13 protein-coding genes are annotated in these 11,638 nt (G+C 69.0%); 8 read left to right on the top strand and 5 right to left on the bottom strand.

The window, feature by feature from the left end; genetic code table 11:
• Positions 1-48 precede the first annotated feature (48 nt).
• Together ACFWHT_RS04680 and ACFWHT_RS04675 are read left to right on the top strand one after the other, a co-directional pair.
• Positions 49-996: a proline racemase family protein gene (locus ACFWHT_RS04680; protein ID WP_378825904.1), complete on the top strand. Its 948-nt coding sequence runs from the start codon at positions 49-51 to the stop codon at positions 994-996.
• Positions 993-1,928, top strand: coding sequence for an ornithine cyclodeaminase family protein (locus tag ACFWHT_RS04675; RefSeq protein WP_378825903.1), 936 nt, complete (start codon positions 993-995; stop codon positions 1,926-1,928). The genes ACFWHT_RS04680 and ACFWHT_RS04675 overlap by 4 nt, the downstream gene beginning before the upstream one ends.
• A gap of 151 nt (positions 1,929-2,079) precedes the next feature.
• Here the strand turns inward: ACFWHT_RS04675 and ychF are convergent, their stop codons facing one another.
• Entirely contained in the window at positions 2,080-3,153 is a 1,074-nt protein-coding gene (gene ychF, locus ACFWHT_RS04670; RefSeq protein ID WP_378825902.1) for a redox-regulated ATPase YchF, read from the bottom strand.
• A 144-nt stretch (positions 3,154-3,297) separates the two neighbouring features.
• On the opposite strand from ychF, the gene ACFWHT_RS04665 reads away from it, so the two are divergent.
• From ACFWHT_RS04665 to ACFWHT_RS04645, 5 genes are all read left to right on the top strand, one after another.
• The gene (locus ACFWHT_RS04665; protein WP_378825900.1) at positions 3,298-3,831 is read left to right on the top strand and encodes a hypothetical protein; all 534 of its coding nucleotides are present in this window, start codon (positions 3,298-3,300) and stop codon (positions 3,829-3,831) included.
• Positions 3,828-4,130: a hypothetical protein gene (locus ACFWHT_RS04660; protein ID WP_378825898.1), complete on the top strand. Its 303-nt coding sequence runs from the start codon at positions 3,828-3,830 to the stop codon at positions 4,128-4,130. The genes ACFWHT_RS04665 and ACFWHT_RS04660 overlap by 4 nt, the downstream gene beginning before the upstream one ends.
• A complete protein-coding gene (locus ACFWHT_RS04655) occupies positions 4,127-5,911 on the top strand; it encodes an alpha/beta hydrolase (protein WP_378825896.1) in 1,785 nt (594 codons plus the stop codon). The genes ACFWHT_RS04660 and ACFWHT_RS04655 overlap by 4 nt, the downstream gene beginning before the upstream one ends.
• A gap of 65 nt (positions 5,912-5,976) precedes the next feature.
• Positions 5,977-6,462, top strand: a complete 486-nt coding sequence (locus ACFWHT_RS04650) for a hypothetical protein (RefSeq protein WP_378825894.1) — start codon at positions 5,977-5,979, stop codon at positions 6,460-6,462.
• A 70-nt stretch (positions 6,463-6,532) separates the two neighbouring features.
• Positions 6,533-7,126 carry a 3'-5' exonuclease gene (locus tag ACFWHT_RS04645; protein ID WP_378825891.1) on the top strand — a complete coding sequence of 198 codons (594 nt, stop codon included), beginning with the start codon at positions 6,533-6,535 and terminating at the stop codon, positions 7,124-7,126.
• A 24-nt stretch (positions 7,127-7,150) separates the two neighbouring features.
• Here the strand turns inward: ACFWHT_RS04645 and ACFWHT_RS04640 are convergent, their stop codons facing one another.
• Together ACFWHT_RS04640 and glpX are read right to left on the bottom strand one after the other, a co-directional pair.
• A complete protein-coding gene (locus ACFWHT_RS04640) occupies positions 7,151-7,426 on the bottom strand; it encodes a hypothetical protein (protein ID WP_378825890.1) in 276 nt (91 codons plus the stop codon).
• Between the two features lie 123 nt (positions 7,427-7,549).
• Positions 7,550-8,536, bottom strand: coding sequence for a class II fructose-bisphosphatase (glpX, locus tag ACFWHT_RS04635; RefSeq protein WP_378825889.1), 987 nt, complete (start codon positions 8,534-8,536; stop codon positions 7,550-7,552).
• 183 nt (positions 8,537-8,719) lie between these two features.
• On the opposite strand from glpX, the gene fbaA reads away from it, so the two are divergent.
• Entirely contained in the window at positions 8,720-9,748 is a 1,029-nt protein-coding gene (gene fbaA, locus ACFWHT_RS04630; protein WP_378825887.1) for a class II fructose-bisphosphate aldolase, read from the top strand.
• Between the two features lie 96 nt (positions 9,749-9,844).
• Here fbaA and ACFWHT_RS04625 read toward each other — a convergent pair whose 3' ends face one another.
• Together ACFWHT_RS04625 and ACFWHT_RS04620 are read right to left on the bottom strand one after the other, a co-directional pair.
• On the bottom strand, positions 9,845-11,104 hold the full coding sequence (locus ACFWHT_RS04625) for a hypothetical protein (RefSeq protein WP_378825886.1): 1,260 nt from the start codon (positions 11,102-11,104) through the stop codon (positions 9,845-9,847).
• 9 nt (positions 11,105-11,113) lie between these two features.
• Entirely contained in the window at positions 11,114-11,635 is a 522-nt protein-coding gene (locus ACFWHT_RS04620) for a DUF6264 family protein (protein ID WP_378825883.1), read from the bottom strand.
• Between the last annotated feature and the right edge of the window lie 3 nt (positions 11,636-11,638).

Here is an 11,638-nt window from a genome sequence, read left to right as displayed (position 1 = left end):
GATTACCACACGGCCGGCGAGCCGTTCCGGATCGTTCCTCGGCCACCAGTGCAATTCCCCGGCGCAACCGTCGCCGAGAAGCGCGCGCTCGCGATCACGGACCCGACGGTCGACAGGTTGCGGAAGGTGCTGTGCTTCGAACCGCGCGGACACGCCGACATGTACGGCGGCTTCATCACACCCGCCGACGACGACGGCGCGCATTTCGGCGTGCTGTTCTGGCACAAAGACGGCTTCTCCACCGCCTGCGGGCACGGCACCATCGCACTCGGCGCATGGGCCCTCGACACAGGCCTCGTCGAAGCCGATCCCTCCGGAACCACCGACGTGATCATCGACGTCCCCTCAGGCCGGGTGACGGCCCGCGTCCGCACCGATGACCACGGGCGCTCGACGTCGGCGGAGTTCGTCAACGTAGCGAGCCGGCTCGTCGCCGAAGACGTCTCCGTCACGACGACACGCGGCGAATGCCAGGTCGCGCTGGGATGGGGTGGGGCGCTCTACGCCTGCCTCGACGTGGCCTCGGCGGGCCTGCGCGTCGCGCCGGAGGACTTGAACGCGCTGATCGAGCTCGGGCGAGAGGTCAAGGCGGCTCTCGCCGACGACCCGCGGATCGAGCACCCGAACGACCCGCGTCTGAGCGGCGTCTACGGAACTATCTTCTTCGAGGATCTGGGCACCCTGCCCACCGGTGAGCTGCACCAGCGCAACGTGACGGTGTTCGCCGACGGGCAGGTCGACCGCTCCCCCTGCGGCTCCGGCACCGCCGCCCGAGTGGCCGTGCTGCATGCAACGGGTGCGCTCCGCGACGGCCAGGACCTCGTACACGACTCTATCGTCGGGACGCGTTTCCACGCCCGCGTCGAGGAGACGACCGCCGCGCACGGTGCACCCGCCGTCGTGCCGGTCGTCACCGGCAACGCCTACAAGGTGGCCCAGTCGACGTTCGTGATCGATCCACGCGACGAGCTCACACCGGGCTTCGTGCTGCGATGAGCACTCTGACCTACCTCGACGCCGATGCGATCCGCGCAGCGCTCTCGCCCGCCGACGCCGTGGACGCGATCGCCCGCACCCTGGTGGGCGGATTCGACCCCGCAGACGACGTTCCGCGCACCAGCGCGCACCTGAGCCACGGGCACTTCTTGCTCATGCCCACCGAGGCCGGGCCCGTCGCGGGCATCAAAGTGGCCACCGTCGCCCCCGACAACCCCTCGCGCGGACTCCCCCGGATCCAGGCCAGCTACCTGCTCTACGACGCCGAGACCCTTGCGTTGAAGGCCGTCCTCGACGGCACCGCCCTGACCACGCTCCGTACCCCGGCAGTCTCCGTCGCCGCGGTGCGCTCCCTGCTCGAGAGGTTTACTGAGCCTCTTCGCATCGTCGTCTTCGGTGCCGGCCCGCAGGCGTTCGGACACTTCGACACCCTCGCGGCCATCAGCCCGGACTCGATCGGCTCGGCCACCTTCGTCCTGCGCCACCCCGAGAACGCCGGCCAGGAGATCCGCGCTCGTGGGGCGATCGTCGCCACGGGTACCGAGGCCGCCTCCTCGGCTCTCGCGGCTGCCGACGTCGTCGTGTGCGCCACGAGCGCGCGGACGCCTCTGTTCCCGTGTGGGGCCGTCACGAACAGAGCGGTCGTGATCGCGGTAGGCTCGCACGAGCCCAACGCGCGCGAGCTCGACTGCGACCTCCTGGCGCGGTCGACTGTGATCGTCGAGGACCCCACCGCCGCACTCCGTGAAGCCGGGGACGTCATCATCGCCGTCGACGAGATGGCGCTGGCCTCCGAGGCCCTGGTTCCCATGAAGGATGTGGTCACGGGCGCGTTCCAGCCTCCGTCAGACCGACCAGTCGTGTTCAAGAGCGTGGGGATGTCTTGGCAGGACCTCAGCATCGCTCATGCCGTATTCGCCCGCCAGACCTGATCCCCGCTCAGATCGAATCTCCGTGGACAACTGTGGCCAGCGCCCGGCGGCACAATTCACGTCGCCAGCGCTCGACAGACGTTAGACCGGAACTTGCACCGCGGATTTCCCACTCCGCCCAGGTGACATCATCCCAGGTCAGAAGATGTTTTTATACATTAAATCTGAATTCCACCACGTCGCCGTCCTGCATGACGTAGTCCTTGCCTTCCAGGCGCGCCTTGCCCTTCGAGCGGGCTTCGGCGACGGAACCCGTCTCGACCAGGTCGTCGAATGAGATGACCTCGGCCTTGATGAAGCCCTTCTCGAAGTCGGTGTGGATCACGCCGGCCGCCTGCGGGGCCTTCCATCCCTTGCCGATGGTCCAGGCGCGAGCCTCCTTGGGACCTGCCGTCAGGTAGGTCTGCAGCCCGAGCGTGTCGAAGCCGACGCGGGCGAGCTGGTCGAGACCCGACTCCTCCTGGCCGGTCGATGCCAGAAGCTCCGCGGCGTCCTCCGGGTCCAGGTCGATGAGCTCCGACTCGATCTTCGCGTCGAGGAAGATGGCCTTCGCGGGCGCGACGATAGCCTCCAGTTCTGCCTTGCGGCCGGCATCGGTCAGCACGCTCTCGTCGACGTTGAAGACGAAGATGACCGGCTTCGCGGTGAGCAGGCCGAGTTCCTTGATCGGCGCGAGATCCAGGCCGCTCACCGACAGCAGAACACCGCGCTCCAGGGCATCCTGAGCGGCCTTCGCCGTCTCGAGGACCACCGGCTCGGCCTTCTTGCCGCGCACCTCCTTCTCGAGGCGCACGATGGCCTTCTCGAGGGTCTGAAGGTCGGCGAGCATGAGCTCCGCGTTGATCGTCTCGAGGTCGTTCTGCGGGTTGATGGCTCCCTCGACGTGCACGACGTCGTCGTCGGCGAAGCCGCGCACCACCTGGGCGATGGCATCCGCCTCGCGGATGTTGGCGAGGAACTGGTTACCCAGACCCTCTCCCTCGCTCGCGCCGCGCACGATGCCGGCGATGTCGACGAACGACACCGCAGCGGGCAGAATGCGTTCGCTGTGGAAGATGCCGGCCAGCACGTCGAGCCGCGAGTCGGGCAGATTGACGACGCCGACGTTCGGCTCGATCGTCGCGAACGGGTAGTTCGCCGCGAGCACGTCGTTCTTGGTCAGCGCGTTGAAGAGGGTGGACTTGCCGACGTTGGGCAGACCGACGATTCCGATAGTGAGAGCCACGGGATACGAGTCTACCGGCGGCGGCCGCTCCGGCCGCTTCCCATGCGCTCGGAAGCGACCGCCCCGCGGGCGATGGGCAGTTGTGCCCCTCCTCCGCGTGGATGGCGGCCCCTAGCATGAGGATGTCCGAGCAGAGGAGGCACTGTGGCCGATGACGATGACGCGCGGATCCGCGATCCGTTCTGGTCGGCGGTCCACCGGCGCCACCCGGACCTCGACATCGTGCTGCTGCCGCCGGAGCCGCCGAGCGATGCGGAATCCGGGCAGCCGCACCGCGCGCCGGAGCCTTTCGCGCGGATGCAGCTGGAGGACATGGAGCATCTGTGGGCGGCTCTCGTCGGCCACGGGATGCCCCGGCGCGACACCCGATGGATTCCCGGGCCCACGCCGGATTCGATCCGCCACACGGTCACCCTCACCCTCGACGGTGTCGGGAGCACCGCCGGCATCGGTCACCTGCGTGAAGCGATCACGGCACTGAAGGGCGACGACTGGAAGGTGTTCACGCCGCCGACCGGGATGCCTCGGGTCCTGGCGGACCGCCCGGGCGAGCTGGGAGACGAGAGCCTGCTGTTCGGTTATGTGCCCGAGCAGAATCGCCTGTTCGCGCGCCTCACCTCCACCGGCATCCCCGTGGACGACCGGACGGCGACCGACCTGATCGGAGGTGCGGCGTGACCGGCGGCGTCTCCTACAACCCGGTGATGCCGTACGAGCTGGATCGGCGGTGGAGTTCCCAGGCGGCGCAGATGAGTGCGCTGAGGAACGAGCTCGCCTCCGCCACGACGAGGGGCCTCCCCTCTTCGGCGCGGGGTGCCGCGCAGACCTTCCTCGACTCGTGGGAGAACATCGCACTGAAGGCGAGGGTCTGCTCCGAGGTCTACGCGGACGAGCTCAAGGCGACCGGCACGTCGTACGAGAACCTCGACGCAGAGGTCTCACGGCGCATGGGCCAGTTCGGCGGCCAGGCGAGATGACGACGACGATCGCCGTCCCCGCTCGGATCGAGCCGGTCGATCGGCCCGAGGGTGATCCGGAGGGGGCCGAGTCCCTGGCCACCTCGCTGCTCAACGGCGCCGTGCGTCTCACCGACTTCTCGGACGAGGCGGAGATGCTCGCCCGCTCGAAGTGGTACTGGGAGGGTAAGGCCGCGGATGCATACGGCAGCCACGCGCTGCGCTTCGCGAGGACGCACCGTCCCATGGGCGACACGCTGAAGCGGGTGGCCCGCGGCGTCGACGTGTTCGCCGACCGGCTGCGCACGCTGCAGAGCGAGCACACCGACATCACCGGCGACATCACGGTGTACTCCAGGGACCGTGCCGATCTCATCGCGGACGTGGATGCTGCTCGCGACGTCACCGAGGCGGAGATCGCCGCGCTGCAGGAGCGCGCCAGCGCGCTGTCCACACGTCGCGCCGCCATCACCGACGACGTCGCCGACCTCGTCGCGCGCGCAGCGGAGAACGAGGAGTTCCTGGTTCAGCTCTTCACCGGTGCCGACACGGCCTCCGAGGCGGAATCCCCCACCGGCGGGGTGAGTGCTTTGGCGCTCGGCGCCATGGCGGGCAGGCCGACGGCCTCGGCCGGCCCCGAGGCCATGAACGCCTGGTGGAACAGTCTCTCCGAGGGCGAGCGGAACGCGGTGATCGCCGCCTATCCCGAGAAGATCGGCAGCGCCGACGGCCTTCCGGCATCGGCACGCGACGACGCCAACCGGCTGCTGCTCGACGCCGACCTCGCCGACCTGGAGGCCAAGGAGCGCGACGGCACGCTCACCCCCGAAGAGAAGCAGCGCCTGACCAACGCCCGCGCGACGCGGAAGGCCCTGACATACGCGGACGGTTACACCATGCCCGGCACCGGCGATCAGCCCGGCGGACAGCTCTGGCTCTACGATCCAGACGCGTTCGGCGGCGAGGGGCGCGTCGCCGTCGCCATCGGCGATCTCGACACAGCCGATGACGTGTCGATCCAGATCCCCGGAATCCGGACCGACATGACGAGCGTCGGCGATTACACCACGGAGGCCTCGCACCTCTACGAGAGCGCGAGGTACAACGGCGACGGGTCCAGCGTGGCGACCATGTTCTGGCTGGGCTACGACACCCCCGCCGGCGATCTCCTCGAATGGGGTCAGGTGCCCTCCGAGGCTCGCGCCGCCGACGGCGGCGAGCGTCTCGCCGCCGCCGTCGACGGCCTGCGCGCCTCTCGCGCAGATGACCCCGCGCATATGACCGCGATCGGACACAGTTACGGCTCCACGGCGACGTCGTACGCCGCCACGAACCACGACCTCGCGGTCGACGATGTCGCCCTCATCGGAAGCCCCGGAACGGGACCGGCGGATCATGCATCCGATTTCAGTGTCGGTGCCGATCACGTGTACGACGGTCGCAACAGCCGCGATCTCGTCGCCGCTCTCGGCGAGCAGGGTTGGCTGCGGAAGGGCCAGATCTTCGGGCTCGGTCTGGGAGTGGACCCGTCGTCGGAGGACTTCGGTGCGCACCGCTTCGAAGCCGAATCGGTTGATCGTCACTCGATCCTCCGCAACTTCGGCGACCATGTTCGCTACTACGATCGCGACAGCGAGTCGCTGTACAACCTCGGCCTGATCGTCGACGGCCACGGTGATGACGTCATCGCCGCTGACCGGAGCTACGATCCGTGGTGGGACGCGCCGATCGATCCGGAGGCGTCTCGCGAGCCGACGACGGGCGTGCCAGGACGATCCCTCACCGGCATGGAAGAAGGATGATGAAGAGATCCGCGATCATGGTCTGTGTGGGAATTCTCGCCTTCTTGATGAGCGGATGCTCACCCGTGCCGATCGATCCTCGGGGCGCACTCGAGCAGAAGGCCGCGACGATCGACGCCGCCGTGCAGGACGTGTACGGCGCGCTGGACGTCGCCGGGCTGGCGGAGGCGACCGCCAGTGGACGGGTCGACGTGTGCGGGAGCCAGCCGGTACCCGGCGTGCGATACGTTGCAGGGATGTCCGTGAAGGTCGGTGACGACCTCGCCGGTGGCTTTCGCGCACTCGTGGAGCAGCTGACGGCGACCGGTTGGCAGCCCACCGACGCCTACGACGATGTGAAGATCGATCCGGCGAAGCCGATGGCGCGGTTCTCGCGAGACGACATCACACTGGATGTGAAAACCGGGGGAGCATCCATCGGAGGCGAGCAGTACGGCGGCGATGAGATGCAGCTGGGGTTCACGCTCGAAGACCCGTGCGTGCGGATCCCGGATGGCTCGTCCTCCCTCGATTTCCAGGACCTGGACAGGAAGATCCTCCCCCGCGGGTGATGCGCGCTCATCTGGCCCGTCTCCGGCGAGCCTGCGCGCCACCGGCGGGCGCCGGGGCGAAGGTGGACTCGTGCCACTGGATTTCACCGCGATCGACTTCGAGACGGCGAACTCCAGCCCCGCCTCGGCCTGCTCCGTCGGACTCGTCCGCGTGCGCGGCGGCGAGGTCGTCGCGCAGACCGGCTGGCTGATCCGTCCGCCCGCAGGACACGACGAGTTCAACGAGTGGAACACCCGCATCCACGGCATCCGCGCTCACGACGTCGTCGCGGCAGCCACCTGGGTGCAGCAGCTCGGCCGGCTGTGCGCCTTCGCCGGTGCCGACGTCCTGGTCGCCCATAACGCCGGTTTCGACCTGAACGTGCTGCGCCGCGCCTGCGAGGCCACCGGCATCGACGCTCCGCCGTATCGCTCCCTGTGCTCGCTCGCCGTCGCCCGCAAGACCTACGAACTGGACTCCTACCGGCTGCCGAAGGCCGCCGAGGCGGCCGGGTTCGGCGAGTTCCCCCACCACGACGCGCTCGCGGACGCCCGCGCCTGCGCGCACATCGTCATCGACTCGGCGCGCCGTGCCGGCGCCGCCGATGTCGACGCTCTGGGCGCGGCACTCAGCATCCCCCTCACCGCACCGCTGGCATCCGCTCCTCAGCGCGCCGTCGCCTGAGGCAGACGCACCCGACGCTGCGGGTCAGGCGCCGCCGGGAACCCACGACAGCAGGGCGATGACGATGCCCGACGTCAGCACGAAGGCGCCGACCATCCACCACGAGCTGATCTCGTGGCCCTCGTCGCGCCGCACGCGGAAGAGCACGTCCTTGCGACGGGCGGGATCGGGATGCACGCTGGCGGCCGCCTTTGCCGATGCGGCCGCGGCGAGCTGCTCGTCGGTGACGCGGAGGATGCGGCCCGTCTTCGTGGTGATGTGCTGAGCCCGGTTCGGCTGCTCCGACTGCTCGTGCGACATCCCGGGCTCTCCTGTCCTGCCATGTCGGCGCAGGGCGCGCCGGATCACTCACATTCTGCCAGGGCGGGCTGGGAATCGTCGTAGCGCGGCGGGAGCGGCCTCAGGCTGCGCCGGATGCGCCGGTCAGAGCCACTTCGAGACGAGGTGGTCCGACACGATGCGACGCATGGTGCCCGAGGCGCTGCGCAGCACCACGCTCTCGGTGTAGAGATAGTTGCCCTCACGCCGCACGCCGCGCACCAGCTGTCCGTCGGTGACGCCGGTGGCGACGAAGATCGTGTTGTTGCCGCTGACCAGATCGTCCGCTTCGTACACCTTGTCGATGTCGAGTCCGGCGTCGATGCCGCGCTGGCGCTCCTCGTCGTCCCGCGGCCACAGGGTGCCCTGGATGTGCCCGCCGAGCGCCTTGATCGCGCAGGCGGTGACGATGCCCTCCGGGCTGCCCCCGATGCCGACGCACATGTCGGTGCGTGCATCGTGGCGGGCCGCGTTGATGCCGCCGGCGACATCGCCGTCGCTCATCAGGCGGGTGCCCGCGCCGGCGTCCCGGATGTCCTGGATGAGCTTCTCGTGGCGCGGGCGGTTGAGGACCGAGACGACCATCTCGTCGACCGGCTTGCCGAGCGCGCCCGCCAGCCGGCGGATGTTCTCGCCGATGGGGAGGCGGATGTCGACGACGCCGACACCGGCCGGTCCGGTGACGAGCTTGTCCATGTAGAACACGCTGGAGGCGTCCAGCATCGATCCGCGGTCCGAGACCGCGAGCACCGACAGGGCGTTCTGGCGCCCGGCCGCCGTCAGCGAGGTGCCGTCGATGGGATCGACCGCGATGTCGCACTCGGGCCCACGGCCGGTGCCGACCAGCTCACCGTTGAAGAGCATCGGCGCGTTGTCCTTCTCCCCCTCGCCGATGACCACTCGCCCCTGGAAGTCGACGGTGCCGAGGAACGCGCGCATCGCGTCGACCGCTGCGCCGTCCGCGGCCTCCTTGGCGCCTCGTCCGACGAACGGCGTCGCCCGGATCGCAGCCGCCTCCGTGGCGCGCACGAGCTCGAGTGCGAGGTTGCGGTCGGGACGAAGAGGGCTGAGATCAGCAGTCAGGCTCACCATTCGGCCAGCCTAACGATCGCGCTCGACGAAACCGGCGACTTTTCCTCGATTTCAGATGAAGGAATCTCGGTTCTTATCGGCGCACCAAGAACCTCGGCGCGGCCGAGCGCAACAGCCGAGAAGAACCGGCATCCCCACGGCTAAAGTGAGCATGACCCCCGTACATCAGAAGCAGGAGATTCCATGCCCGTCGCCACTCCGGATCAGTACGCAGAGATGCTCGACCGCGCGAAGGCCGGTGGCTTCGCGTACCCCGCTTTCAATGTCTCGAGCTCGCAGACGATCAACGCCGTGCTCCAGGGCCTGACCGAGGCCGGCTCCGACGGCATCATCCAGGTGACCACGGGCGGCGCCGACTACTTCGCCGGGCACACCGTCAAGGCCCGCGCCACCGGTGCGCTGGCGTTCGCCCGCTACGCCACCGAGGTCGCCAAGAACTATCCGGTCACCGTGGCCCTGCACACCGATCACTGCCCGAAGGACGCCCTCGCCGGCTTCGTCGAGCCGCTCATCGCGGCATCCGAGGAAGAGGTGAAGGCGGGGCGCAACCCGATCTTCCAGTCGCACATGTGGGACGGCTCGGCCGTGCCGCTCGATGAGAACATCGAGATCGCCAAGCAGCTGCTGCCGCGCATGAAGAACATCAACGCCATCCTGGAGGTCGAGATCGGCGTCGTGGGCGGCGAGGAGGACGGTGTGCAGCACGAAGGCTCCAACGAGGCGCTCTACACCACCTTCGCGGACGTCGACCTGGCTGTGCAGGCTCTCGGCCTCGGCGAGCAGGGCCGCTACATCGCCGCCCTCACCTTCGGCAACGTGCACGGCGTCTACAAGCCCGGTGGGGTCAAGCTGCGCCCCGAGCTGCTCGGCGAGATCCAGGCCGAGGTCGCCGCCAAGTACGGCACGGGCGCGAAGCCGCTCGACCTCGTCTTCCACGGCGGCTCCGGCTCGACCGATGCGGAGATCGCGACCGCGGTCGCCAACGGTGTGATCAAGATGAACATCGACACCGACACGCAGTACGCGTACACGCGCGCGATCGCGGACTACATGTTCCGCAACTACGACGGCGTGCTCAAGGTCGACGGCGAGGTCGGCAACAAGAAGCAGTACGACCCGCGCGCCTGGGGCAAGATCGCCGAGTCGGCGATGGCCGCTCGCGTGGTCGAGTCGACCCGCCAGCTCGGCTCACACGGCCAGTCCAAGAGCTGACGCTCGCACGAAAGCACGGATGCCCGGATCGATGCGATCCGGGCATCCGACGTCTCGGGCGATGCGCGCGGGCCGCCCGAGCCGAAAGCAGCGACCTCAGCGTCGGCGCATGCGGATCGCGAGGATGAGCAGGTCGGCGACTGCGTCGATGATCAGCAGGACGCCCAGGCCCCGCCCGAATCTGGACCGACGGCGGAGGACGACGCCCGCCGCCAGCTCGGCGATGCTGATCGCTGCACCAAGAAGCGGCCGTTCGCGAAGCAGCCGTGCGAATCGCGCCACCGGACGGTCCCGGTGCGTCAGCGGCGTCGTCTCGAGAACGCCTCCGATCACAAGATCGCCGACGGTGCGGCCCCATCCGCGCGGCACGAAGCGCCGTGCTCCCGTTGCCTCCTCGAAACCGGCATCGACCAGGGAGCCGGTCACCCCGAAGGCTGCGACGAAGGCCCGCAGGCGCGCCTTCTCCCCGACGATGCCGCCGAGCGCCTCGGGCAGGCAGGCTCGCAGCACCGCCTCCGCGTCGACCGCCTCGCCGAGCTCCAGCTCGGCGAGTTCCTCGCGAACGCCGTCCGCCTCGGAGAGCATCCGGCGATACACCTCGGCGCTCTCCGGCACGGCGATCGAGTCGAAGTCGAGCACCGGACGCGTGAGTCGCTCGCCGTTCGGCCAGAACAGCGCGGAGCGCCCGTGCGGCGCGGTGACCTCGATCCACGCGTCCCCGCCTGCGGGGATGTTGACCTCGATCACCGGCAGGTCAGCCCGGCCTCCCGAGAGCGCACCATGGGCGCGATCGGTGCGGTAACGGCAGAGCGACCAGGATCCGGCCTCCAGATGGTCGACCTCGGTGTCGAGCAGCTGGGCGGTCAACCGTGCCGCCCACGGGCCGCGACGGGAGAACTCGGCCACCTGTACCGGCTCGACCCGGAAGAGGTCGTCGGTGAACTCGTCGGCGTCGTCGGGCATCCCGAAGCCGCCGAGCTCCTCCTGCGCCAGCCCGGACGGGTCGTCGAGCTGTTCGAACGCCTCGCCATACTCCTGCTCCAGCTCCGCGTCGACCTCTTCGAGAGCGTCATCCGTCCCGCCGAGGTGAAGGGTGAGCCCTTCCTCGGCGAAGAGAGCCTCCAAGCGTGTCGTGCTCAGGTCGAACCGCAGGTGCCCGGCGTCGTCGACCGAAACGACACCGCCGCTCTCCGTCACCGGTATCAGCACGATCGAGGACTCACCGTCGAAGCCCCGCGTCGCGGCGAGCACCCGCTGTTCGCGCAGGATGCGCTCCACAGCGATGGTCGGATCGGCGCCGTCACCGGAATCGACGGAGGCGTACGTGATCTGGAAGGCGATCTGCTCTGCTGGCACCCCTTGAGGCTACCCGGCGGGTGGCGTCGCCAGCCCCTGCATGAACGCCGGGTCGCCGACCATCGGCACCGAGACGCAGATCGACACCACGAGCATCGTCACGACGAAGCCCACCAGCGGGACCCACCAGGACGAGCGGCCCCCCCTGATCCTGCGCACCGAGAGCCACAGCGTCGCGGCGTAACCGCCCAGCAGAGCGACGAGTGCGACCACGCCCCAGGCCTTCGCCGCGGCGAAGTTGGAGAACTCCCCTTCCAGGCCCATCAGGCGCAGCGTCTCCTGAAGAGTCGAGGAAAGATCCAGCAGGCCGGGGATGGAGGAGAGCACGTTGACCAGCCCGAAGCCCAGCAGCACCGCCGTCATCAGGCGATCCGCAGGGTGCGCAGCGGACCGCGTGGCGGGCGGCAGCGGCGCGACAGGGCCGAGGGCATCGGTCGACGGGACCTCCTGGCCCAGCGGCGGAAGGCCCGCTCGGATTCGCTGCTCCTCGGGCGACGCGTACTCGCCGTACTGCGGCCGGTCGACACTCATGCC

Source organism: Microbacterium sp. NPDC058342 (assembly GCF_042723935.1).
Classification (GTDB): domain Bacteria; phylum Actinomycetota; class Actinomycetes; order Actinomycetales; family Microbacteriaceae; genus Microbacterium.
The sequence above is the reverse complement of the archived record's forward strand: the minus strand, read 5'-3'. Positions and strand labels throughout refer to the sequence as shown.

Coding starts and splice junctions, on each gene's coding strand:
- glpX (WP_378825889.1), bottom strand. CDS start 8,536: ATGGTGAGCCTGACTGCTGATCTCAGCCCTCTTCGTCCCGACCGCAAC.
- ACFWHT_RS04655 (WP_378825896.1), top strand. CDS start 4,127: ATGACGACGACGATCGCCGTCCCCGCTCGGATCGAGCCGGTCGATCGG.
- ACFWHT_RS04675 (WP_378825903.1), top strand. CDS start 993: ATGAGCACTCTGACCTACCTCGACGCCGATGCGATCCGCGCAGCGCTC.
- ACFWHT_RS04640 (WP_378825890.1), bottom strand. CDS start 7,426: ATGTCGCACGAGCAGTCGGAGCAGCCGAACCGGGCTCAGCACATCACC.
- ACFWHT_RS04620 (WP_378825883.1), bottom strand. CDS start 11,635: ATGAGTGTCGACCGGCCGCAGTACGGCGAGTACGCGTCGCCCGAGGAG.
- fbaA (WP_378825887.1), top strand. CDS start 8,720: ATGCCCGTCGCCACTCCGGATCAGTACGCAGAGATGCTCGACCGCGCG.